Annotated in this window: 22 protein-coding genes; 6 read left to right on the top strand and 16 right to left on the bottom strand. The window is 70.5% G+C overall.

The window, feature by feature from the left end; genetic code table 11:
• Positions 1–380 precede the first annotated feature (380 nt).
• Both OG456_RS22855 and OG456_RS22850 read left to right on the top strand, forming a co-directional pair.
• Positions 381–2,300: a glycosyltransferase family 2 protein gene (locus OG456_RS22855; RefSeq protein WP_266563878.1), complete on the top strand. Its 1,920-nt coding sequence runs from the start codon at positions 381–383 to the stop codon at positions 2,298–2,300.
• Positions 2,297–4,234, top strand: coding sequence for a galactose oxidase-like domain-containing protein (locus OG456_RS22850; RefSeq protein WP_266563876.1), 1,938 nt, complete (start codon positions 2,297–2,299; stop codon positions 4,232–4,234). The genes OG456_RS22855 and OG456_RS22850 overlap by 4 nt, the downstream gene beginning before the upstream one ends.
• A gap of 65 nt (positions 4,235–4,299) precedes the next feature.
• Here OG456_RS22850 and OG456_RS22845 read toward each other — a convergent pair whose 3' ends face one another.
• The 12 genes from OG456_RS22845 to OG456_RS22790 all read right to left on the bottom strand — a co-directional run bounded on the left by OG456_RS22845 (position 4,300) and on the right by OG456_RS22790 (position 17,006).
• Positions 4,300–5,337, bottom strand: a complete 1,038-nt coding sequence (locus OG456_RS22845) for a glycoside hydrolase family 6 protein (RefSeq protein WP_266563874.1) — start codon at positions 5,335–5,337, stop codon at positions 4,300–4,302.
• A 220-nt stretch (positions 5,338–5,557) separates the two neighbouring features.
• Positions 5,558–7,117 carry an IS1182 family transposase gene (locus OG456_RS22840; RefSeq protein WP_266569386.1) on the bottom strand — a complete coding sequence of 520 codons (1,560 nt, stop codon included), beginning with the start codon at positions 7,115–7,117 and terminating at the stop codon, positions 5,558–5,560.
• A 288-nt stretch (positions 7,118–7,405) separates the two neighbouring features.
• Positions 7,406–8,080 (bottom strand): class F sortase, encoded by a 675-nt coding sequence (locus tag OG456_RS22835; RefSeq protein WP_266563872.1) that lies wholly within the window; start codon positions 8,078–8,080, stop codon positions 7,406–7,408.
• Between the two features lie 13 nt (positions 8,081–8,093).
• A complete protein-coding gene (locus OG456_RS22830; RefSeq protein ID WP_266563870.1) occupies positions 8,094–8,657 on the bottom strand; it encodes a hypothetical protein in 564 nt (187 codons plus the stop codon).
• Between the two features lie 99 nt (positions 8,658–8,756).
• Positions 8,757–9,536, bottom strand: a complete 780-nt coding sequence (locus tag OG456_RS22825; RefSeq protein WP_266563868.1) for an HAD-IIA family hydrolase — start codon at positions 9,534–9,536, stop codon at positions 8,757–8,759.
• Positions 9,537–9,675: 139 nt separating this feature from the next.
• On the bottom strand, positions 9,676–10,737 hold the full coding sequence (locus OG456_RS22820; RefSeq protein ID WP_266563866.1) for a 2-aminoethylphosphonate ABC transporter substrate-binding protein: 1,062 nt from the start codon (positions 10,735–10,737) through the stop codon (positions 9,676–9,678).
• A 50-nt stretch (positions 10,738–10,787) separates the two neighbouring features.
• A complete protein-coding gene (locus OG456_RS22815) occupies positions 10,788–11,585 on the bottom strand; it encodes an ABC transporter permease (protein ID WP_266563864.1) in 798 nt (265 codons plus the stop codon).
• The gene (locus OG456_RS22810; protein WP_266563862.1) at positions 11,572–12,444 is read right to left on the bottom strand and encodes a 2-aminoethylphosphonate ABC transporter permease subunit; all 873 of its coding nucleotides are present in this window, start codon (positions 12,442–12,444) and stop codon (positions 11,572–11,574) included. Before OG456_RS22810 ends, OG456_RS22815 begins: the two co-directional genes overlap by 14 nt.
• Positions 12,437–13,492 (bottom strand): ABC transporter ATP-binding protein, encoded by a 1,056-nt coding sequence (locus tag OG456_RS22805; protein ID WP_266563860.1) that lies wholly within the window; start codon positions 13,490–13,492, stop codon positions 12,437–12,439. The genes OG456_RS22810 and OG456_RS22805 overlap by 8 nt, the downstream gene beginning before the upstream one ends.
• Before the next feature lie 186 nt (positions 13,493–13,678).
• A complete protein-coding gene (locus tag OG456_RS22800) occupies positions 13,679–14,437 on the bottom strand; it encodes a GntR family transcriptional regulator (RefSeq protein WP_227294941.1) in 759 nt (252 codons plus the stop codon).
• Positions 14,438–14,528: 91 nt separating this feature from the next.
• Complete coding sequence (locus OG456_RS22795; protein ID WP_266563858.1) at positions 14,529–15,623, bottom strand: hypothetical protein; 1,095 nt, start codon at positions 15,621–15,623, stop codon at positions 14,529–14,531.
• Positions 15,624–15,746: 123 nt separating this feature from the next.
• Positions 15,747–17,006, bottom strand: coding sequence for an ROK family transcriptional regulator (locus OG456_RS22790; protein WP_266563856.1), 1,260 nt, complete (start codon positions 17,004–17,006; stop codon positions 15,747–15,749).
• Positions 17,007–17,073: 67 nt separating this feature from the next.
• On the opposite strand from OG456_RS22790, the gene OG456_RS22785 reads away from it, so the two are divergent.
• The gene (locus OG456_RS22785; RefSeq protein WP_266563854.1) at positions 17,074–18,180 is read left to right on the top strand and encodes a Gfo/Idh/MocA family oxidoreductase; all 1,107 of its coding nucleotides are present in this window, start codon (positions 17,074–17,076) and stop codon (positions 18,178–18,180) included.
• On the top strand, positions 18,177–18,641 hold the full coding sequence (locus OG456_RS22780) for a heme-degrading domain-containing protein (protein WP_266563852.1): 465 nt from the start codon (positions 18,177–18,179) through the stop codon (positions 18,639–18,641). The genes OG456_RS22785 and OG456_RS22780 overlap by 4 nt, the downstream gene beginning before the upstream one ends.
• 111 nt (positions 18,642–18,752) lie before the next feature.
• On the opposite strand, the gene OG456_RS22775 is transcribed toward OG456_RS22780, so the two are convergent.
• From OG456_RS22775 to OG456_RS22760, 4 genes are all read right to left on the bottom strand, one after another.
• The gene (locus OG456_RS22775; RefSeq protein WP_266563850.1) at positions 18,753–19,610 is read right to left on the bottom strand and encodes a fumarylacetoacetate hydrolase family protein; all 858 of its coding nucleotides are present in this window, start codon (positions 19,608–19,610) and stop codon (positions 18,753–18,755) included.
• Between the two features lie 124 nt (positions 19,611–19,734).
• Positions 19,735–20,529, bottom strand: a complete 795-nt coding sequence (locus tag OG456_RS22770; protein WP_266563848.1) for a YidC/Oxa1 family membrane protein insertase — start codon at positions 20,527–20,529, stop codon at positions 19,735–19,737.
• Positions 20,530–20,641: 112 nt separating this feature from the next.
• A complete protein-coding gene (locus OG456_RS22765; RefSeq protein ID WP_266563846.1) occupies positions 20,642–20,953 on the bottom strand; it encodes a DUF6412 domain-containing protein in 312 nt (103 codons plus the stop codon).
• A gap of 112 nt (positions 20,954–21,065) precedes the next feature.
• Entirely contained in the window at positions 21,066–21,824 is a 759-nt protein-coding gene (locus OG456_RS22760) for a class E sortase (RefSeq protein ID WP_266569385.1), read from the bottom strand.
• 355 nt (positions 21,825–22,179) lie between these two features.
• Between OG456_RS22760 and OG456_RS22755 the strand changes: the two genes are divergently transcribed.
• Positions 22,180–22,629 (top strand): DUF3592 domain-containing protein, encoded by a 450-nt coding sequence (locus OG456_RS22755; protein ID WP_266563844.1) that lies wholly within the window; start codon positions 22,180–22,182, stop codon positions 22,627–22,629.
• Positions 22,630–22,669: 40 nt separating this feature from the next.
• Positions 22,670–23,716, top strand: a complete 1,047-nt coding sequence (locus OG456_RS22750) for an SEC-C domain-containing protein (protein ID WP_266563842.1) — start codon at positions 22,670–22,672, stop codon at positions 23,714–23,716.
• Positions 23,717–23,859: the final 143 nt, after the last annotated feature.

Below are 23,859 nucleotides of genomic sequence, written 5' to 3'. Positions count from 1 at the left end.
GCGCCTGAGCGCCCCATCCGCCCCAACAGACGTGCCAAATCGCACGTATGACCGGTAAACAGCTTGTTTCGCTTCGTATCGCCCTTGCGATCACGATGAGGTGCGTAGAACCCTGTCCGGGAGCCATTGGCTCCGATGAGGCAGGCAGCACACGGCAGTTGGGCCGGCACCAGGCCGACGCCGGTTGCGCTCGACTCAGGGGTGGGGGCCCCGTTCATGAAGCGATGCCGAGGGGGGCATCATGCAACCGGAAGGCCGTCGTCTCAGTCTTAGACGGGGGACCGTGGCCTGCCACTGACACGTCCGGCGAGGTCAAGGGGGACCGAACCGGACGGATGACCGACGACCACGCAGTGACTTGCGTGCGGGGGGAATGACTCATGACGTCGACGCCGACAGGCGCCGGGCAGAACTTCGATCCGTCCCAGACCACCCAGCTACGCGTGCCACCGCATCGGACCGGCGGCTACCGGCGCATCAAGAAGGCCCTGCCGCGCTACGACTACGAGCACTACAGCCGACTCGCGGGGCCGCTGACCCAGCCCGAACCCGGCAAGCCGTACAAGGTGCGGTACCGCTCGCTGCTCTCGCAGGAGCCGCACCGGCTGCGGGCCGCGCTGATGCTGGGCGCCGCGCCGCTCCTCTCTCTCGTACTGCTCTTCTGGCTGCTCCAGCCCGAGCACTGGACGGAGCGGGACTACCCGGCGTACGACTTCCTGCCCGCGCTCGACGTCGTGATGCTGGTGTCGATCGGCCTGATCGAGTTCTTCCGCTGCATGAATGTGCTGTCGAACGCGCACGCCACGCTCGTCGCCCGCGACCCGATCCCGGTGGTGCCCGAGACCGGCACGAGAGTCGCGTTCCTGACCTCGTTCGTGCCCGGCAAGGAGCCGATCGAGATGGTGACGAAGACCCTGGAGGCGGCCGTGAAGCTGCGCCACCGGGGGCTGTTGCACATCTGGCTCCTCGACGAGGGCGACGACCCCGAGGTGAAGGCGGTCTGCGAGCGCCTCGGTGTGCACCACTTCTCCCGCAAGGGCGTCGCGAGGTGGAACCAGGCCAAGGGCCCGCACCGCGCCAAGACCAAGCACGGCAACTACAACGCCTGGCTGGACGCGCACGGCGACGACTACGACTACTTCGCCTCCGTCGACACCGACCATGTGCCGCTGCCCAACTACCTGGAGCGGATGCTCGGCTTCTTCCGCGACGAGAACGTCGGCTTCGTCATCGGCCCGCAGGTCTACGGCAACTACGACTCCTTCGTCACGAAGGCCGCCGAGTCCCAGCAGTTCCTCTTCCACGCGCTGATCCAGCGCGCGGGCAACGCCTACGGCGCCCCGATGTTCGTCGGCACCTCCAACGCCGTACGCATCAGGACCCTCAAGCAGATCGGCGGTCTCTACGACTCGATCACCGAGGACATGGCGACGGGCTTCGAGATCCACCGCGCCAAGAACCCAGCCACGGGCCAGAAGTGGAAGTCGGTCTACACGCCCGACGTGCTCGCCGTAGGTGAGGGCCCGAACGCCTGGACCGACTTCTTCACGCAGCAGCTGCGCTGGTCCCGGGGCACGTACGAGACGATCCTCAAGCAGTTCTGGAAGGCGCCGTTCTCGCTGCCGCCGGGCCGCTTCTTCAACTACACGATGATGGTCATCTTCTACCCGATGTCCGCCATGAACTGGATTCTGGCGGCGCTCAGTTGCGCCCTGTTCCTCGGCCTCGGCGCGTCCGGCGTGAACATCGACCCGACCATCTGGCTGATGCTGTACGGCAACGCCTCCGCGCTGCAGATCGGCCTCTACATCTGGAACCGCCGCCACAACGTGTCGCCGCACGAGCCCGAGGGCTCCGGCGGTATCGCGGGCATGGTGATGTCGGCACTGTCCGCGCCAATCTACGCACGCTCCCTGATGGACGCCGTGCTGCGGCGCAAGAGCAAGTTCGTGGTGACCCCCAAGGGCGAGTCGGCCAGCCCCGACACGCTGTTCGGCACGTTCCGCATCCACCTGTTCTTCATCCTGGTCTTCGCGGCGTCCATGACCGCGTCCTTCGTGTACGGGCACGCACACCCGGCGATGCTCACCTGGGCCTCGTTCGCGCTGCTCATCACGGCCTCGCCGATCTTCGCCTGGCGGTGGACTTTGCGGCAGGACAGGAAGAAGCCGAAGCCGCCGGCCGCTCCCCCGGACCAAGGGGAGCACCTGGCCGCGCCGGCGCACGCCGCGCAGGAGAAGCCGAGTTGGGCCGCGCCCGACCAGACCATGCAGATCGCCCTTGGGGGACGTAAGAAATGAAAGACGGTGCCAGCCGCCGCCGTGCCCGACGCATAGCCATCGGCTCGGTGGTGGTGCTCGCGCTTGCCGGGATGAACGGGCCGTGGCTCTACCGGTTCGGTTCGGCGAAGTACCACGAGTACAAGATCAACAGACCTGAGTACAAGGCCGAGAACGGCAAGTGGGACATCGTCGAGTTCCCCAAGGAGTACCGGCAGAACACGATTCACGCCGCCCTGCTGCACACGGGCAAGATCCTGCTCGTGGCCGGGTCCGGGAACAACCAGGACAACTTCGACGCGAAGAAGTTCGACACCCGGCTGTGGGACCCGGTGAAGGGGACGATCAAGAAGATCCCCACGCCCACCGACCTGTTCTGCACGGGCCACACACAGCTGGCCAACGGCAATCTGCTCATAGCCGGCGGCACCAAGAGCTACGAGAAGCTCAAGGGCGACGTCACCAAGGCCGGCGGCCTGATGATCGTCCACAACGAGGACCCGGACGAGCCGAAGACGATCCCCAAGGGGTCCAGGTTCACCGGCAAGGAGAACGGCAAGACCTTCGTCACCAGCGAGAACATCACCATCGAGCGGGCGAAGAAGGTCTTCGACCCCGAGACGGGCAAGTTCCTGCGCAACGACCCGGGCATCCGCCGGGTCTACGTCGAGGCGCAGAAGAGCGGCACGAAGTACGAGACGGGCACGCAGGACAACTACCGTGTGCAGGGCCTCAAGGGCGCCGACGCGCGCAACGTCTACGGCATCGCGCAGAAGCTCGCCCTGGACAAGAAGGACTTCCAGGGGATCAGGGACAGCTACGAGTTCGACCCGGTCGCCGAGAAGTACATCAAGGTCGACCCGATGAACGAGGCACGCTGGTACCCGACGCTGACCACACTGTCGGACGGCAAGGTCCTCTCGGTCTCCGGGCTCGACGACATCGGCCAGCTCGTCCCGGGCAAGAACGAGACGTACGACCCGAAGACCAAGAAGTGGACGTACACCAAGGGGATCCGCCAGTTCCCGACGTACCCGGCCCTCTTCCAGATGGAGGACGGGAAGATCTTCTACTCGGGTGCCAACGCGGGTTACGGGCCCGACAACGTCGGCCGCACGCCCGGCATCTGGGACCTCGCGACCAACAAGTTCCAGAAGATTCCCGGGCTGAGCGACCCGAAGCTGATGGAGACCGCCGGCACGGTGGAGCTGCCGCCCGCGCAGGACCAGCGCTACATGGTGGTCGGCGGCGGCGGGGTCGGCGAGTCCAAGGAGTCGAGCCGCAAGACGCGGATCGTCGACCTCAAGGCGAAGGACCCGAAGTTCGTCGACGGTCCGGAGCTGGAGAAGGGCACGCGCTACCCGCAGTCCTCCACGCTCCCCGACGACACGGTCCTGGTGTCCGGCGGCTCCGAGGACTACCGCGGCCGCGGCGACTCGAACATCCACCAGGCACGGCTGTACGACGTGAAGACCAACACGTTCCAGCGCGTCGCCGACCCGCTCGTCGGCCGCAACTACCACTCGGGCTCGATCCTGCTGCCCGACGGCCGCGTGATGTTCTTCGGCTCGGACTCGCTCTACGCCGACAAGGCGAACACCAAGCCCGGTGTCTTCGAGCAGCGCATCGAGATCTACACGCCGCCGTACCTGTACCAGGACTCGCGGCCCACGCTCGGCGGCGGCACGAAGACCGTCGCGCGCGGCGGCACGGCGACGTACACGTCGGACCACGCGGCGGCGATCCGGACGGCCCGGCTGATCAGGCCGAGCGCGTCCACACACGTCACGGACGTCGACCAGACGTCGATCGCCCTCGACCTGAAGAAGTCGAAGGACAGCGTCACGGTGACCATCCCGAACAACCGCAGCCTGGTCGAGTCGGGCTGGTACATGCTGTTCGTGACGGACGATCAGGGAACGCCGAGCAAGGCGCAGTGGGTTCACGTGCCGTAGGGGCACGTACGTAAGGGGGTGGGGGCCCGAGCCCCCACCCCCTTAAGGCTTTCCGGCCGCTGCCCCTACTTGGTGGCCTTGGCGAGACCGAGGGCGTACTCCGGCCACCAGGCCCCCGCCTTCGGGCCCCCCTTGCAGTCGCCGTCCGACTCGCCGGGCCGCTTGACCCACAGGTACGCCTTGACGAGGGGGTCGCCCGTCCTGGTGCCGGGCTCCTCACCCAGCGCCCTCCCGGGAGGATTGCACCAGCGCTGGGCCGGGTCGCCGCCCGTGTAGGGCCCCTTCCCATTGCGGCTGGTGTCGATGACGAACGGCTTGTTGCCGACCTTCGCCGAGAGCTCCTTGCCGTACTTCACGGAGTCCGCGGTGGTGTAGAAGTTCGACACGTTGACCGAGAAGCCGTCGGCCTGGTCGATGCCGGACCACTGGAGCGGCTGGAAGATCTGGTCGGGCTTGCCCCAGCCGGCGTTGCCCGCGTCGAGGTAGACCGTGGTGTTCTTCAGCGACTTGAGCTTGGCGACGGCACCCTTGAGGAGGTCGTAGCGCTCCTCGTGGAACTCCTCCGGCGTGCAGTTGTCCACCATGTGCTGCACGGCGTCCGGCTCCAGGATCACCGTCGCGTGCCGGTCGCCGATGCCCTTGGCGACGCTGTCGATGAACGCCCGGTACTGGTTCCCGTCGGCCGCGCCGCCCTTGGAGAACTGGCCGCAGTCGCGGTGCGGGATGTTGTAGAGCACGAGCAGGGCGTCCCGGTCGGCCTGGTCGGCGGCCTCGGTGTAGCCCCGTGCCTGGTCCTCCGCGTTCTCCGGGAGGATCCACTCGCCGCTCGGCTGCTCGGCTATCTTCCGGATCTGCTCGGCGTCGTCCTTCTTGCCGGCCTTCTCGTGGGCGGCGACCTGCTTGGCGGCGCTGCCGTCCGGGTTGACCCAGAACGGGTCGGACCCCTTCGGCTGCTGCTTCACGGGTGACGATGAGCCGTTCTTGTCCTTGCCGTCCCCGGAGGAACATCCGGACACCAGCAGCGCCGCCCCCACGGCCGCCGCTCCCGCCCTCACCCCCCAGGCGCCGACACCGCGTACGCGGCCTGCGTCCTTTCGGTACATCCACTCCCCCTTGGGTGCCCTGTACGACTCTCAATCCTGGCATACGGGCCGCCGCGACCACGAGGGCGGACAGGGTTCGTCAAATACCTGTTACAGCGCCCCCGTTCGGTGTTCACCAGGGGTGCGAGCACATCCGGACTTGGCGTCAAACAGCCTCTAGAAGGCCGATGAAGATCTTGGTGAGGGGCTGTCCGGCCGTCAGGCCGGACAGCCCCTGCGGTCATGTACCGGCCGGTGCGAGGTGCCAGATCCCACTGGTGTGGGTGAGTCCGAGGTTGATCAGCCGGCGGAGGTTGAGGGCGGCGGCTCGGGTGTGGAGCCAGGTGTTGTTGTTGATGGTGCCGCGGTAGCGCAGGCGCCTGTTGCCGTGGTGGACGAGCCAGGCGACGGCGCGTTCGACTGGTGGCCGCCAGCGGCGGTAGTCGGCCTGCCAGCCGGGGTCGGTGGCGGCCTGGCGGCGCGCGGCGGTCTGGTGGTCGTGGTGAGGCCGGATGGTCAGGATGCGTCCGGCCCTGGCTTTGGTGCACCGCTCGCGTAGGTGGCATCCGGTGCATAAGTTCCCGAAAGAGGCTTTGCGTTGGTGGTGCTGCCCGCCGGGGTCGGACAGGGCCACGGTGTGTCCGGCCGGGCAGGTCACGATGGCGGTTTTGGTGTTGATGGCGAAGTCGTCGAGGGTGAAGCCGCCGGGGACGGCGGGCCTCAGCGGGGCGGGTTTGAGGAACAGCCGGTGCCCGGCCTCGTGGAGGGTCTGGCGGGCGTCGCCGGTGGAGTAGGCGGTGTCGCCGAAGACGTCCAGCGGGTTGTCCTCGTCGGCGAGCAGGTCCAGGCCGACGGCGGCCTCGTGGTGTTCGGCTCCCGAGCCGGGCCGCAGGGCGACAGCGGTGTATAAGCCGGTCTCGGGCTCGATGGCCAGGTGGGCCTTGAAGCCGTCCTGCTGGTGGCTGCGGGTCTTGTGGACGTGCCGGGCTTCGGGATCAACGGTGGAGACCACCCGTCCGGGGGCGGTGCCCCGGGTGATGCGCCAGCGGCCGTCGCGGCCGTCGGAGTCCTCGGCGGGCTCGACGTCCTGGCCGGCGACCAGGGCCAAAATGCCCACCGCGTTGGCTGCCCTTTCGCCGAGTTGCTGTTCGGGCAGGTGGCCCAGCAGCCGCAGGGCATCCGTGACCAGCGCGTCGACCAGCCTGGCGCGGGCCTGCTCGTCGTTCCAGGCGATGCGGGGTTTGCCCGGGTCGGTGTAGTCGTGCGCGGTGCACTGCGTGGCGGCGACCGTGTCGGCGCCGGGGACCTCGCGGATCACCGCGCGGACGGCGGCGATGATCTGGGTGACGGTGTCCTGGGTGGCCACCGCGTCGTCCAGCACGGTGGAGTCCAGCGCCCTGCGGTGCTTCCCCTTGAGTACGCCGGTGGCCTTCACGACTTCGCGCACGGCGTCGAAAATACGGTTCGGGCGCGCGGAACGGGCCAGCCGGCGGCGGAAGTAGGCCAGCAGTGACGGGTCGAAGGCCGTGTCGTGAAGGCCCAGCCCGCATCCGGCCTTCCACCGCAGGTCGCACCGCAGTTCCTGGACTGTCTCGAAGTCCGACAGCCCGTGCAGGGCCTGCAAGGTGATCGCGGCGGCCAGGACCTGCGGCGGCATGCTCGGCCGTCCGTTCGCCGACGGGTACATGTCTGCGAACATCGCCGCCGGGAACAGCTCGCCCCGGTGCTCGGCCAGGAACGCGAACACACTCCCGGCCGGGATCAGTTCCCGGCAGGTCTCCCACACGTCCGGCCCGACCATCTCGCCGACCCACTCACCCATCGCCACAAGACGAGTCTGGCCCTGCCGCTGACGCGGCAGGGCCAGAACCCAAGATCTTCATGAGCCTTCTAGGCCGCGTCGCCCATCCGCTCTAGAGTCGTCGTGAGCGGACGGAGCCCCGGCCTGCACCACCTCTCCGGGAGGGCAGGTCTCTCCTGACCTCCCGCGCCGACGCCGGGTTACTCCCGCAGCCCGAGCGCGCGCGGTCGAGGACCAGCCCGGCCGGCGTCTCCCCGGGGGGAGCGGGCCGCCGGCCGGGCCAGGTTGTCAGCGCGCGGGCGCGTCGGGCACGCCGGTGAGGTACGCGGACACGACGACGTTGGCGGTGTAGGTGTGCGACGCCCGGTCGAAGGAGCCGCCGCATGTGATCAGCCGCAGCTCGGCCCGGCCGGACTGCCGCTGGCCGTACGCCTTCTGCGCGTCGAACCGGTCGCGGCTGAAGACCTGCACGTCGTCGACGGTGAACTCGGCGACGGAGCCGTCGTCCCGTGCGACCCGCACCTTGTCGCCCGGCTTGGCCGAGCTGAGGCGGTAGAACACGGCGGGCCTGGTGTCCGTGTCTACGTGCCCGACGAGCAGGGCCGTGCCGCGCTCGCCCGGCTTCACGCCGCCGCCGTACCAGCCGACGACGCCTGCCTGCGAGAACGGCGGCGGGTCGATCGCGCCGCTCCCGTCGAGGCCGCGGGCCTTCACCGGCGCCTCGATCTTCAGTGCGGAGACATCGATGCGCTGCGGCTCCGCGCCGGCCATCGGCTTGTGCGCGGGCGGCAGTTCGATGCCCAGCGGCCGTCCGACGGCGGCCGCGTCGCCGGTCGTGGGCGCGGACAGGCCGTGGATATCGGTGACTTCGCGGCCCCACAGCCACAGGCCGAGCAGTAGTACGGCCCAGGCCACTCCGGTCACGAGCCGCCCGTTGCCGTGCGGTCGTTCGCCGTCAGCCATGATCGGCCCCCGCTCAGTCGGAGCGGCGCCGGCGGACGCTGCGCAGGGCCACGGCGACGGCCGCGACCGCCGCGAGCACCAGGCCGAGCACCGTGTGCCGGGTGCCGGGGCCCTCCTCGCGCAGACCGTCGACGATCTCGGTGGTGTGGGCCGCGGTCAGCTGTGCGGTACCGCCACCGCCCGCGTGCACGGGCGCGGTGGGTACCGGCGTGGGCCGGCCCGGCTGGAGGACCTGGACGCTGCCCTTGACCTTGCCGCTGATGCCGTCGCAGGTCACCTTGATCTCGTAGATCCCGGGCGTCGCGGACGAGCGGATGCGGGCCTGGCTGGTCAGCGTGGGCTGGTCCGCGGACGGGACGAGATCGCCGGGCGTCTCGAAGGCGTCCGAGTAGGCCTTGCCCTTGGATTCCTTGCAACCGGAGACCCTGAGGTCTACCTGGGTCCCGGTGGCGGGGGCGAAGGGGGTGACGGTGATGGAACCGGTGGATCCGTCGGATTCCCCGCCTTCCGCGTGGGCGGCGGCGACAGGCAGTGTCACCAGAACGGCGGCCGACCCTATGGCACGGAGAGCGAACATCTCTCTACGCATTGTGAACCTCCTGTATTGGAAGGGTCACGCGCGCAGGCCCGATCCGCATCCCGGGGGCGCCGGAAAAGGCCGCCCCCGGGAGCGGGATCAGACGAGTTCGACCAGGTCAGCGATGGAATTGACGACCTCGGAAGGCCGGAAGGGATAGCGGTCGACGTCGGCCCTGCCGGTCAGACCCGTCAGGACGAGGAAGGTCTTCATCCCGGCTTCGAGGCCCGCGAGGACGTCGGTGTCCATGCGGTCGCCGATCATGGCGCTGGACTCCGAGTGCGCCCCGATCGCGTTCAGGCCGGTGCGCATCATCAGCGGGTTCGGCTTGCCCGCGAAGTAGGGCTGCTTGCCGGTCGCCTTGGTGATCAGCGCGGCGACGGCGCCCGTGGCGGGCAGCGGACCCTCGGTGGAGGGGCCGGTCTCGTCCGGGTTGGTGCAGATGAAGCGGGCGCCGTTGTCGATCAGGCGGACGGCCTTCGTCATGGCCTCGAACGAGTAGGTGCGCGTCTCGCCGAGAACCACGTAATCGGGGTCGTGGTCGGTGAGGACGTACCCGATGTCGTGCAGCGCCGTCGTCAGGCCGGCCTCGCCGATGACGTACGCCGTGCCGCCGGGGCGCTGGTCGTCGAGGAACTTGGCGGTGGCCAGGGCCGACGTCCAGATGTTCTCGACCGGCACCTCCAGGCCCATGCGGGTCAGCCGGGCCTGGAGGTCGCGGGCGGTGTAGATCGAGTTGTTCGTCAGCACCAGGAAGGGCTTGCCCGACTCGCGGAGCCTCTTGACGAAGGCATCGGCGCCGGGGATCGGCACGCCCTCGTGGATGAGCACACCGTCCATGTCGGTGAGCCACGATTCGATGGGCTTGCGCTCTGCCATGTGCCGGTCTCCTGCCATACAAGAAAACGCTGGGGTCAAGAAATAGCTGGGGCGCCGGGACCACTCTGTGCCGACGCCCCCAGCCTAATCAGCACCGGCTGATCTCGACCCCGCCGAGCCCGCGGAAGCGGTCCGCAGGTCAGCTGCCGGTCGCCGACTTCCAGTCCGCCACGTACGTCTGGAGGTCCTTGTCGATGTCGTTCCAGTCGGGCTCGAAGATCTCGACGCCGTCCATCACCTTGGCGAGGGCGATGGCGTTCTCGTCGGTCGCCTTGACGTCCTTGCGCGCGGAGAAGCCGCCGCCGATGGAGCTGACCTGCTGCTGCGCCTTGGTGGACAGCATGAAGTCGAGGAGCTTCTTGCCGTTCTCGCTGTGCGGGGCGTTCTTCACGAGGCCGCCGGCGTAGGGCAGGGCGAACGAGGTCGGCCTGCCGCCGGCCTTCTTCGGGAACCAGATGCCGAGGTTCGGCATGGTCTTGGACTGCGCGAAGCTCATCTGCACATCGCCGTTGGCGACGAGGAGTTCGCCCTTGTCGACCTTGGGGGCGAGCTTGCCGGTGGAGGCGGACGGGCCGACGTTGTTGGCCTGGAGCTTCTTCAGGTAGTCCATGGCGGGTTCCTTGCCGCCGAAGTCGTGCATGGCCTTGACGACGACGGCGGTGCCGTCGCCGGCGACGCCGGGCGTGGAGTACTGGAGCTTGTTCTTGTACTTGCCGTCGAGGAGCTCGTCCCACGTGGTGGGCGCCGTCTTCAGGTCCTTCTTGTTGTAGGCGAAGCCGAAGTAGTTGTTGACGACGGAGGTCCAGGTGCCGTCGGCGGCCTTGTCGGCCCCGTCGACCTGGTCGGCGCCCTGGGGCGTGTACTTCTGCAGAAGGCCCTTGCCGTCGGCCTGCTGGATGAACGGCGGGAGCGTCACGATGACGTCGGCCTGGGTGTTCGACTTCTCGCGGGCGGCGCGCTGCACCATCTCGCCGGAGCCGCCCTCGACGTACTCGACCTTGATGCCGGTCTTCTTCGTGAAGTCCTTGAAGACCTGGTCGTACCAGCCGTCGCCGTTCTCGCCCTTGAGGCCGTCCGCGCTGTACACGGTGACGGTCTTCTCGTCGGAGGCGGCGGAGTTGCCGCCGCAGGCGGAGAGGGTGGCGGCGAGGGCGATGCTTCCGGTGACGGCGGCGATCGGCTTGAGCGTGTTTCTGCGCATGGCGAGGTGAACTCCTTGCAGAGGGTCAGGACATGAGGGCGGTACGAGGCCTAGCGGTAAGAGGCTTTGGTGCGGATCCGCGAGACGAGCAGCAGGACGAGCAGCGTCGTCGTCATGAGGATCACGGAGAGCGCCGATCCGGTGAACAGGGAGCCGCGGTCGGTGATCGCGTAGATCTGCACGGGCAGGGGCATCCAGTCCGGCGGGTAGAGCATCATCGTGGCGCTCAGCTCGCCCATGGACAGGGCGAAGCAGAGTCCCGCGGCCGCGTTCAGCGACGGCAGCAGGAGGGGCAGCTTCACCTTCCACAGGACGTACGAGGGGCGGGCGCCGAGCGACGCGGCGGCCTGTTCGTACGCGGGGTCGAGTCGTACGATCGCGGCCGAAACCGACTGATAGGCGAACGCCGTGACAAGAATCGTGTGCGCCAGGATGACGATCCAGCGGGTGCCGTTGAGCACCATCGGCGGCTTGGAGAACGCGACGAGCACGGCGAGGCCGACCACGACGGACGGCACGGCGACCGGCAGCATGAACAGGGCGTCGAGCACCCTGCGGCCGCTCTTCTTGAGCGCGGCGGCCGCGAGCGCGGCCCACGTGCCGATCAGGAGGGCGAGGAGGCTGGCGCTGACGGCGGTGACCAGGCTGGTGGTGAGCGCCTGGAGGGACGCGCCGCTGGTGGCGGCCTGGTAGTGACCGCCGGTGAATCCGGTCGGAAGGGCGCTCGACCAGCTCGTGGCGAACGACGCGGCGACGATGACGAGCAGCGGCAGCGCGAACAGGGGCAGGAAGAGGGCGAAGAAGAGGACCCAGGTGGCCCACTTGCCCTTACGGCTATGCACCAGCACGGCGGCTCACCACCCGGTAGAGGCCGTAGAGGCCCACGGAGATCAGGACGTTGACGACGGCGACCACGCACGCACCCGGGTAGTCGGACTCGAGGATCGCCTTGCTGTACACGAGCATCGGGAGCGTGGTGACGCCCTTGGCGCCGGTGAAGAGCACGATCCCGAACTCGTTGAGGCACATGACGAGGACGAGGCTGCCGCCGGCGGCGAGCGCGGGCAGCGCCTCGGGCAGGATGACCTGCCGGATGATGCGGGCGGGCTTCGCGCCCAGGGAGGACGCCACCTCCAGCTGCGCGGTCTCGATCTGCGAGAACGCGGCGAGCAGCGGCCGCATCACGAACGGCGTGAAGTACGTGATCTCGGCGAGGAGCACGCCCCACGGGGTGGTGAGGAACTGGAAGGGCCCGGAGGCGGCACCCGTGACGTCCGTCCACAGTCCGTTGGCCATGCCCACGGATCCGTAGACGAAGAGCAGCGCGAGGGTGATCAGGAAGGACGGGAAGGAGAGGAACACGTCGATGAACTTGGCGACGGCCTTCCCGCCGGGGAACGGGACGAACGCGATGACGAGCGCGAGCGCGAACCCGAGCACGAGGCATCCGACGGTCGCCCCCAGCGCCAGCCACACCGTCGTCCCGAGCGCCTCCCGGAACGCGGACGAGGCGAAGACGTCGGCGTACGGCTTGAGCGAGGTGCCGCCGGTGTCGGGCTGCACGGACTGCTGCACGACGAGTGCGAGCGGGTAGAGGAACACGAGGGCGAGTACGGCTACGGGCGGCAGCGCCCACACCCACTTCGGCATCCCCTTGCGGGGGTTCGCCGCCTTGTTGACCGGCGCGCTCAGCGTGGCGCTAGCCATCCTTGCTCACCCCGGCCGACAGCAGCACCGCGTCCTCGGGTGCGAAGTGCACGGTGACCTCGTCGCCGAGCGCGGGCGGGGTGCGCAGTTCGCGCAGGTCGGCCTTGAGCCGGTGCCCGTCCACGTCGACGTACAGGCGGTGGGTGGAGCCGCGCCACTGGACCTCGGACACGGAGCCGGTGAGGGCGTTGGGCCCGTCGCCGAGTCCGACGAGGTGCGGGCGCACGCACAGCGTGGCGGACACCCCGGAGGCGACGTCGCCCGTGGGCACCTTCAGCTGGGCGCCGGCGAAGGACACCGACCCCGAACCCACTTGTACGGGAAGGAGGTTGGCGTTGCCCACGAAGGAGGCGGTGAACTCGGTGCGGGGCCTGCGGTACAGCTCCTGCGGGGTCCCGCAGTCCTGGAGCCGCGCCTTGTCCATGACCGCGATCCGGTCGGCGAGGGTGAGTGCCTCGACCTGGTCGTGGGTGACGTAGAGGATCGACACGTCGGGCAGTTCGCGGTGCAGGCGGGCCAGTTCGGCCAGCATGCCGGAGCGCAGCTGCGCGTCGAGCGCGGAGAGCGGCTCGTCGAGCAGGAGCACCCCGGGCCGGATGGCGAGGGCCCTCGCGATGGCCACGCGCTGCTGCTGTCCGCCGGACAGCTCGCGCGGGTAGCGCTTCGCGTAGGAGGCCATACCGGTCATTTCCAGGGCCTCGGTGACCCGGGCGGGGATCTCGGCCTTCGCGACCTTCTGCGCCTTCAGACCGAAGGCGACGTTGTCCTCCACGCGCAGGTGCGGGAACAGGGCGTACTGCTGGACGACCATGCCGATGCCGCGCCGGTGGGGCGGCAGGTCCGTGACGTCGCGGTCGCCGATCAGGACGCGGCCCGACGCGGGCCGCACGAATCCGGCGACGGCGCGCAGGGCCGTCGTCTTGCCGGAGCCGGACGGGCCGAGCAGCGCCATGACCTCGCCGGGCTCGACCGTCAGGTCGAGGGAGTGGAGGACGGTGTTCGCACCGTAGGCGACGGAGACCTTGTCGAAGCGGATGCCGCTGGCCATCAGCTCTCAGCTCCCGGGCGCACGGCGGGTATGGGGTCGGTCTTCTCTCTCACGGCGGCCACGCTCCTCGGGGCGGATGACCCGTATAGGTCCGGACGGCAACGGGACGGTGAACGGCCACCCAAGGTTGGCCTAGACCCGTTACGTTTCCGTTACCGAAGTGGGTCAACTGCCGCCCCCGGGCGGTCAGTTGCCCAAACGCGTGGTGAACGAGAACCGGTCCCCCCGGTAAAGCGTCCGCACCCTTTCCGTGGGCCGGCCGCTCGTGTCGGACGACACCCGGTGGATGAGAAGCATCGGCAGGGCGGGCGGCGTGCCGATCAGGAGGGCCTCGCGCGGGGTGGCCAGCACGGTCTCGATGCGCTCGTCGGCGGACCCGAACTCGATGCCGAGCCGCTCGTGCACATACGTGTAGAAGGACGAGTCCGGGTCGAAGTCGACGTCGAGGCGTGGCATCCGCGCCACGGCGACATAGGTGCTCTCCAGGCCGACGCGCTCGTCGTCGGCGAGCAGTACACGCTCCATGTGCCACACCGGCTCGCCCCGCTCGACCTCGATCTCGCCGGCGAGGGCGGGCGGACACGGGAACCGGTCGAGGCCGATGAGCGTACGTCCCGGGCGGCGGCCCTGGCGGCGCACGCCCTCGGTGTAACTGGCCATCGACAGCGGCTGCTCCAGCTTGGGCCCGGCCACGACCGTCGCCCTGCCCTGCCGGCGCAGGCGCCCTTCGAGGAGCAATTCGCGCAGCGCCTGGCGCACGGTCTCGCGCGCCACCTCGAAGCGCAGGGCCAGGTCCCGTTCGGTGGGCAGCGGCTCGCCCTCGCCCAGCTCGTCGAGGAGCGCGGAGACATGGGCCTTGACCGCGTAGTACTTCGGGATGCGGCCGTGCTCGGGAATGCCGGCGCGTACGGGTGCGCCAGGTGCCTGGTCGTTCGGGTAATCCACCCAGGGATGTTCGCAGACATTTGTTAACGGGGTGTCGGGGGCGGTCCCGGAGTGCGGTGCGCGCGGCGGGCGGCGTGGCCGGAATCCGCCCTCACCGGCGGTCGGTGCGCAGCCGCCTGGAGCCCGCCACGAGGGCCGCGCCGCCGACGAGCAGGGCGCCGGACGTGAGACCGAGTCCGCGCAGGGAGCGCGGTCCGGTCCGCGCGAGTTCGCTGGGCGTGAGGGGGAGATCGCCGCGGTCGCCCTCAGTGCCTGGTTCGGTGCCGGTGCCGGTGCCGGTGCCTGAGTCGGTGCCGGCGCCTGTACCTGTGTCTGTACCTGTGTCTGTACCTGTGTCCGCGCCGGTGCCGGTGCCTGTACTGGCAGTGGCAGTGGCAGTGGCAGCGGGGGTACGGGCGGGGGTGGGATCGGGGGCGGTAGTGGTGGGGCTGGGGGCGGTGGTGGTGGGGCCGGGCCCGTCGGTGGGCCGGCGGTTCGCGGTGCCGCTGTCGCGGCCCGGCTCCAGCAGGCCGTCGTCCCCTGCGCCGGGTTCGTCGCGCTGCTTGCCGGGGGGCCGCCCGGACTGCTCGCCAGGGGGCCGTCCGGACTGCTCGACGCCCCCGTCCTTCTCCTCGTCGGTCAGCGTGAACCGGTAGTCGCCCGACTGCCCCACCCAGTCGCCGTCGTCGCCACGGCGCTGCACGACGGCCGCGTTGGCGACGACGCTGTTCGGCCGGGCGTCGGAGGTGAAGGTGAGCCGGGCCCGGACGGTGACGGTCTTGCCCGGGCCCACCCGGAAGCCGGGGAAGCCGTCGTCGAAGACGCCGATGTTCTCGTCCCGGTCGGTGCGTTCGAAGCGGACGGGGTGGTGGCGCCTTCCGTCGGAGAACTCCAGCTGGATCTGCCGGGTCTCCAGCGTCCGCTTCTTGTCGATGAGTACGAGGACGGGGTGGATGTCGGCGCACTCGGCGTCGGTCTTGTTCGTCAGGTCGAGGGACCAGGTCCGGAAGCCGCCGCCGGGGTGGTAGGTCGTGGGGCCCCCGTGGATCCGGGTGCTGATCGGGAAGTCGGCGGGGTGCTGGGTGGCGCAGGTGGGCTCGCGCGGGTCGGACCCGGACCCGACCGGGTCGGCCGCTTGGGCGGGGCTGCCGGTCACCACGGAGGTCAGGGCCACGGCAGTGACGGCGAGCGGGATACGCGGTCGCATGGGGAGCCTTTGCTGATCGCGGGTCGGGAAGGGTACAGCCGCCGCGACCATGTCACGCGCGCCGCGCCCCGTACCGGCCGAGCAGAGCCCCGTACGGCCCGATGCACGAGCGATTCCGCTCGATCAGCTCAGATTTCCGTCATTCCGGTTGGCCGGGAAGTGACCGTGCGCCCGGCCGAACAGGGGTGCGAGGACCAGCTGGGCTGCGCCCTCGACCACCGCACGCTCCGCCCCTGGCGCGCTCAGGACCGGGACCTCCGCCGTGCCGCCGCGCCGCGCCCGTTCTCCGAGGACCGCCCGCACCCCTTCGACGAAGCGCTCCTCGGCGGCCGCGACCGTGCGCCCGCCGAGCAGGACGAGGTCGATGTCGAGGAGACCGACCATGTTGGCCGCGCCCTCGCCGAGCACGCGCGCCGCCTCGTCGAAGGAACCGGCGGCGACCGCCGCGAGGCACAGCGCCTCGATGCAGCCACGGTTGCCGCAGCCGCAGGGCGGGCCGTCCAGCTGGATCACCTGGTGGCCGAATTCGCCCGCTCCCGTGCGCGGCCCGCGATAGGGCGCGCCGCCCAGGACGAGTCCGGCGCCGAGTCCCGTACCGAGGTGGAGGTACGCGAACGAGTCGCCGCACCCGGCGAGTGTGAGGCCGAGCGCGGCCGCGTTGGTGTCCTTGTCCACGACCACGGGGAGCCCGAGCCGCGCCGCGAGCGCGTCCCGCAGCGGGAACCCGTCCCACTCGGGGAACCCGGTGACGCGGTGCAGCACCCCGGAGGAGTGGTCGAGGGGACCGGGAAGGGCGACGCCCACGCCCAGGACGCGGGGGGTGGGGGGTTCCGGGTGTACGGGGTCCTGCGCGTCGAGGTGGCCCGGGTCTCCGGCATCCGCGTCCCCGCCACCCGCTCCCCCTCCCGCTCCTGCTCCCCCTCCCTCTTCTGCTCCCCCTTCTGCTCCCGCATCCGCTCCCGCTCCGGCGAGCAGGGCCTCCACCTCGCTCGCCGCCGTCTCCACCACCGCGTCGCCGCCCGCGCCGAAGGCCAGCGGGGAGCGGCGTTCGGCGACGACCGTGCCCGCGAGGTCGACCAGGACCGCCGTCAGTTCGTCGCGGTCCAGGTGCAGCCCGACCGCGTACCCCGCGTCCGGCACGAGGCGCAGGACGGTGCGCGGCTTGCCGCCCGTCGAGGCGCGCCGGCCGGTGTCCGTGACCAGGCCCTGCTCCCTGAGCCGCGCCGTGATCTTGCTGACGCCCTGCGGGGTGAGCCCGGTGCGCTCGGCCAGTTCGAGCCTGCTGATGCCCCCGTCACCCGCCGTACGCAGCAGATCGAGTACGAGTGCGGCGTTATGGCCTCGCAGCACCGCCAGATTGACCCCGGAGTAAGCCCTGTTCACTCCCCCATTGTCCCCTCCGCTTGCACTTTGGCAACACCGTTGCTTAAGTGGATGCATGACTGAAGGCATGACATCAGGTACGGCTGGGACCACCGGCTCCCCCCTCCGCGTCGGTCTCGTCGGCTACGGCCTGGCGGGCTCCGTCTTCCACGCCCCGCTGATCGCCGCGACCGACGGCCTCGTGCTCGACACGGTCGTCACCTCGAACCCGGAGCGCCAGGCGCAGGCCCGCGCCTCCTTCGGCGACGGCATCCGCTGCGCGGCCACCCCCGACGAGCTGTGGGCGCGGGCCGACGAGCTCGACCTGATCGTCATCGCCTCCCCGAACAAGACGCACGTACCGATCGCGACGGCCGCCCTCAAGGCGGGCCTCCCGGTCGTCGTCGACAAGCCGATCGCCGGCACCGCGGCCGAGGCGCGCGAGCTGGCGGCGCTTGCCGAGGAGCGCGGCCTGCTGCTCTCGGTCTTCCAGAACCGCCGCTGGGACAACGACTTCCTCACGCTGCAGAGCCTGATCGCGGGGGGCGAGCTCGGCAGCCTCGGCGATGTATGGCGCTTCGAGTCACGCTTCGAGCGCTGGCGGCCGCAGCCCAAGGGCGGCTGGCGCGAGTCCGGCGACCCGGAAGAGATCGGAGGTCTCCTCTACGATCTCGGCAGCCACGTCGTCGACCAGGCCCTCGTCCTGTTCGGCCCCGCCGTCTCGGTCTACGCGGAGTCCGACGTGCGGCGTGCGGGCGCGGCGGCCGACGACGACACGTTCATCGCGATCACGCACGCGAACGGCGTCCGCTCCCACCTGTACGTCTCGGCGACCGCGGCCCAGCTCGGCCCGCGCTTCCGCGTTCTCGGCTCGCAGGCGGGCTATGTGAAGTACGGCCTCGACCCGCAGGAGGCGGTGCTGCGCGAGGGCACGATCCCGGCGGCCGGCGAGCCCTGGGGTGTGGAGCCCGAGTCGATGTGGGGCCGGATCGGTTCCGGCGAGTCCCCGCTGACCGGCGGCGGACGCCCCGTCGAGACGCTCCCCGGCGCCTACCCCGCGTACTACGCGGCCGTCGCCGCCGCCCTGCGCGGCACCGGCGAGAACCCGGTCACCGCCGAGCAGGCCGCGGCCGCGCTCGACGTCCTGGAGGCGGCCCGCCGCTCGGCCCGCGACGGTGTGACGGTGGCCCTGTGAGCGCGCCGACGGCCGAGGAGATCGAGGAGCAGGAGCGCCGCCTGGTCCTGCCGAAGTTCGGTTACGAGGACGCCTGGGAGCTGGGCTCGCTGCTCGTCGAGCTGGCCAGGGAGCGCAAGGCGCCGGTGGCGATCGACATCACGCGCGGCGGCCAGCAGCTCTTCCACGCGGCGCTCCCCGGCTCGACCCCGGACAACGACGCCTGGATCGCCCGCAAGCGCCGCGTCGTGGAGCGTTACGCCTGCTCGTCGCTGCTGGTCGGAACCCGTTTCCGGGCGAAGGGCACGACGTTCGAGGACTCGTCCAGGCTCGACCCGGACACGTACGCGGCGCACGGCGGTGCGTTCCCGCTGGCCGTCGAGGGCGCGGGAGTCATCGGAGCGGTGGTGGTCTCCGGCCTCCCCCAGCTGGAGGACCACGCACTGGTGGTCAAGGCCCTGGACCTCTTCGTCGCAGGCTAGAGGGGCGCCCCCGAAAGGGGCGCGGGGAACTGCGCGACCAGCCACAACGGACCGGCAGCCGACAGACCGGCCAACGACTCCCGCAGTTCCCCACCTGACCCAGCGGAGCGCTTACGCGTCCTTGAGTTCCTGGCGCTGGCGCCCCAGACCCTCGATCTCCAGCTCCACCACGTCCCCGGCCCGCAGATACGGCTTCGGCTCGGGCTGCCCCATCGCCACACCCGCCGGCGTCCCCGTGTTGATCACGTCGCCCGGGTACAGGGTCATGAACTGGCTGACGTACCGGACCACCTCGGCGACCGGGAAGATCTGATCGGCCGTGGAGCCGTTCTGCTTCAGCTCGCCGTTCACCCACAGTTTCAGGCCGAGCGCCTGCGGGTCCGCGACCTCGTCCGCCGTCACGAGCCAGGGGCCCAGCGGGTTGAACGTCTCGCAGTTCTTGCCCTTGTCCCAGGTGCCGCCGCGCTCGATCTGGAACTCGCGCTCGGACACGTCGTGCGCCACCGCGTATCCGGCGACGTGGGCCAGGGCCTCCTCGTGCGACTCCAGGTAGCGCGCCGTGCGCCCGATGACGATCGCCAGCTCGACCTCCCAGTCCGTCTTCACGGACGTGCGCGGTACGAGCACCGTGTCGTCGGGGCCGACGACCGTGTCCGCCGCCTTGAAGAAGACGACGGGCTCCGACGGCGGCTCGGCGCCGGTCTCGGCGGCGTGGTCGTGGTAGTTCAGTCCGATGCACACGACCTTGCCGATCCGCGCGACCGGCGGGCCGACCCGCAGGCCGTCCGCGTCGAGCACGGGCAGCTCACCGGACTCGGCGGCGGCCCGTACACGCCCCAGCGCCGCGTCGTCGGCGAGCAGCTCCCCGTCGATGTCGGGGACGACTCCGCCCAGGTCACGCAGGACACCTTCGGCATCGAGCAGGGCCGGACGCTCCGCCCCGGCGGTACCGACTCGCAGCAGCTTCATGGTTGAGACTCCTTGATCGAGGAGGGACCTCGCGACGGGTGCAGCCATCGGAGGACTGGTCGATCGTCCAAGGTCCTCGTCCAGTCCGCAATACCTCGTTCACGGACTGGACTCCCCCAAGCTCTTAAAGAGCAGGGGGGACCCCCACCGCGGCAGTAGCAAGCGCCGCGGCGGAGGGCATGTCGCGGTAGAGGACGGCCCGCTCGACGGCGCTCCACGTCGTGCTCGTCACCACGTACAGGGCGGCGGCGAGCGGCACGAAGCCCACCGTGAACACCGTCATGAACGACATCAGCGGCATGATCTTCGTCATCGAGGCCATCGCGCCCGCGCCCGGCGCCTGCGGCCCGTCCGCGGCGGCCGGCAGCATCGGCTGGGCGGCCATCTGACGCTTCGTGCGGGCGTAGTTGAAGCTCGCCACCGTCGCGACGATCGCGAACAGGACGAGATAGACGACGCCCTGCGCGCCGAAGAGGCCGCCGTCCGCGAGCGCGTCCTTGAAGCGCCCGCCCAGCGGCGCGGCGCCGAGGGTGTGGCCGAGCAGGGCGTTGGGCTCGCCGCCGATGCTGCCGTTCGAGAACAGGTGGTAGAGCAGGAAGAAGGCGGGGAGCTGGAAGAGGCTCGGCAGGCAGCCGGACAGCGGCGAGACCTTCTCCTCCTTGTGCAGCTCCATGATCGCCTTCTGGAGCTTCTCCGGGCTCTTCTTGTGCTTCTTGCGCAGCTCGGCGATGCGCGGCTGGAGCTTGGCCCGCTGGCGCTGCCCGCGTGCCGAGGCCCGGGACAGAGGGTGGACGAGAAGGCGTACGAACGCGGTGAACAGGACGATCGCCGCAGCGGTCGCCGAGGCGTGGAAGAGCGGGTCGAGCAGGTCGGCGATGTGCTCGACCAGGCTGGCGAAGACAGACATGAACGTCGACATGGGTGAGCCCTCCGGGGGTCCCGTCGTGCCGGAATCGGAAGACCGCCGGGAAGGGCGGCCGATCGGCGTGACGGCCCGTACGTGGGGGGACTGCGGGTGGAGAGCAGGTCCCCTACGCGGCCGTCAGGAGGAGACGGCCGGGTGCTCGGGGGCGGCTGCGCCCGCGGGCGTCCGGATCGCGCTGCGGCAGGAACGCGGTGCGCTGCTCACGGTCGCGCATCGCGGTGCGGATCCGGGTGCGGGGCACGGCGGGGGCGCTGCGCGCGGCGAGCAGGGAGCAGACGGCGAGTGCGGAGCCCGCGGCGGCGGTCGCGGCGAACGCGACGGCGGCCGTGAGGCTGCCGGTGTCGACGAGAACGGTCTCGACGAGGAGGAACAGGAGCAGGGCGGCGGGCCGCAGGGCCGTGCCCCAGGTGCGCGTCATGTCCGGCGTCCCTCCTTCCCGTTGCTCGGTCCGTGCCCACGTGTTGTGGCGTTCTGCCCGTTATACAGGATGCGCCCCGGTCGGATGAAGGGGCGCCTTCTCGGCCACCCGCTCACCGGGGCCGCATCGACCGCAGCTTCCCCCACACCGCGAGCCGGTACCTGGACGTGTACTCGGGTGTGCAGGTGGTGAGCGTGATGTAGTACCCCGGCTCGCTGTACCCGGCACCCCGCACGACCTCGCTGCGCGGCACACCCGCGATGACGCCGCCGTCGCGCGCGGAGGTCTGCGCGAGGGTCTTGTCGACGACGTACGTGTACACGGCGCCGCGGGTACGGACCTGGACCTCGTCGCCCTTGCGCAGCCGGTTGATGTACCGGAAGGGCTCCCCGTGGGTGTTGCGGTGCCCGGCGAGCGCGAAGTTCCCGGCGCGGCCGGGCTGGGCGGTGGCGGGGTAGTGGCCGACGTAGCCCTTGTTGAGGACGTTCTGCTTCCCGACGCCCTCGGCGACGGGGACGGTGAGGCCGAGGCGGGGGATGGTGAGGACGGCGTAGGCCTGGTCCCAGCGGGGCGTTTCCCGGGGGGCGGAGGCGGCCGGTGCCCGGCGCGGAGAGCCGCCACCGGCTGCCTCGCCGCCCGACGAGCCGGCCGGGGTGCCGTCACCGGACTGATCCGAGGCGCCGCCCTGTCCCGCGTCGCCCTGCCCGTCCGAGGGGGTGGCCGCCCACTCGTGCTCCAGCGCCCGCACCTTGCGCTCGGCACCGGCTCTGGCCTCACGGTTCGTCCACCACAGCTGATGGACGACGAGGAGGAGAAGGACGACCCCGAGGGTGACGGTGACCTCGGCGCCGGTCCACAGGGTGCGGTGCAGGGCCGAAGGGCGCCGCCCCGCGTGCGTACGGCGTCCCGCGCGCCGGGCCGAGGGGCGGCGACCGAACGCGCTGCGTCCAGCGCGCGGACCCTGCCGCACGACGACCGGCCGACGTTCCCGTTCCCGCTGCCACTCCCGCTTCCGCTCGCGCACGGCCGCAAGATAGGCCCTGCCTCCGTAACTCACCAGGGAAGTGACCGGCCGACTACCTGCGGGGGCCGGCCGACTGTCCGAGGGGCCCGTCGACTGTCCGAGGGGCCGGTCGACTGTCCGAGGGACTGGCCGCCCCCCTCACCCGGCCGCTCCCCCACCCTCCACCGCCCAACCCGCGCGCCCGCCCTTAAGCTCGCGCCCCATGGGTCCTCTCTGGCTGCTGGCGCTGATCCCCTTCATCTCAGGCCTCGTCCTGGCCACCTCGCAGGTGCTGCAACTCGTCACCGAGACGCTCCGGCGCAGCACCGGCACGGTGGTCGACGCGACGGTGACGGGCCATGTCGCGTCGAACGAGGCGTCGTACGCGGTGCTGCACCCGATGGTCAGCTGGACGGCGGCCGACGGCACGGCGCACGAACAGGCGCTGCCCGACGAGGTGGGCCCCCACGCGCTCCCGGAAGGTCGCCGCGTACGCATACGCGTCGACCCTGCCCACCCCGTGCTGGCGGCCCTGGACACCGACGGCCGCTATCGCTCGTGCGTGGCCTGGCTGTGGGCGGGGATGGTTCTGTGGGCGGGCACGCTGACCGTGGTGGTCTGGCGCATGGCGTACGTATTGAACGAAGGCAACGGCTGCGCGAGCCTGTGGTGACCTGGCGCCGGTGACGGTGGTCGGCAGTACGGTGTCACCCATGCGCCCCGACACGCCTGCTACGCCCGCCGAGCCTGTAGACCCTGTCAACCACATCGCCGAAGCCGAGCGCCTGGAGCGCATCGCCGGCCTGTACCCGGAGGACGCGGAGCAGCTGCTCCTCCAGGCCGCGGCGCACTACGAACTGGCGGACGCCCGCCAACGCGCGGCCTCGCTGTACGACGGCCTCCTCGCCGGACCTCCGGCCGAGCTGGAGCAGCCGCACCTGGTGAAGGCCCTGATGGCCGCGAACCTGTGGGAGTACGGCCACGAGGCCGAGGCCCGCGCGATCATCACGGGCATCCGGACCGCGGCCCCGAGGGACCCGGCCGCGTACGTGATCGTGGCGGAGGCCCTGGAGTCGCACGACGAACTCGAAGCGGCGCAGGAGTCCTTCACGGAGGCCCTGACGCTGCTCCTGCCGGAGGCGGAGCGCACGAACCCGCCGTACGAGACGCACCCGCTGCTCCTGGGCCGCCACCGCGTACGCCGCCTGATCGGCCTGGCGCACGACGAGTGGGACGCACTCGCGGACCGTGTCAACAAGGCCGAGGTGACCCTAGACGAACTCCACGACCCGAACCGGACGTGGGTGCTCGGCTCGGACAACCCGGCGGAGCTGAGGGCCGAAATCCTGCGCCTGCGCGCGGAGTTGGGCTCGTACCGTCAGGCCCTGTCCCGCCCGTTCCCGGTGGCGGTCCTGCACTGGACGGAGTCGGAACTCTCGGAACTGGTAGCGGCCTACCCGTCCCTGTCCGCCGAATACCCCTCCCACGAGGAGCACTTGGCGACCATAGAGTCCTCCCTCCGCGAACTCGCGGCATCGGGCACCCCGAACCTGGGCATCGTCACGGGCACGGTCCCGTCGTACGAGGCGTTCGCGGCGTCGGAGTCCTCATCCCCCACAGACGCGTCGCTGCTACCGCAGTACGCCACGACACTGGCGGCCCGAGGCCGAGCGGTGCCGTGGCCGCCGGAGCGGGGCGCGGAGTGCTGGTGCGGGTCGGGGTCGGCGTACGGGGAGTGTCATGGGGCGACGCAGAGCTGACCTGACCCCGGGCTGAGGGGTGTTGGGCGGGGTCCGGGCGTTCGCGCCGACGGGTGGAAAGGCGGGGAACTGGACCTCCGCCGGGGGGATTCCGCCAGTCTTGGACCCTCGCCACACTATGTCCGACCTTTGCAGTACCGTCA

The sequence above is a fragment of the Streptomyces sp. NBC_01446 genome, assembly GCF_026340095.1.
GTDB lineage: Bacteria > Actinomycetota > Actinomycetes > Streptomycetales > Streptomycetaceae > Streptomyces > Streptomyces aureus.
Note: the sequence above shows the minus strand (reverse complement) of the source record. Positions and strands in the feature narration are given on the sequence as shown.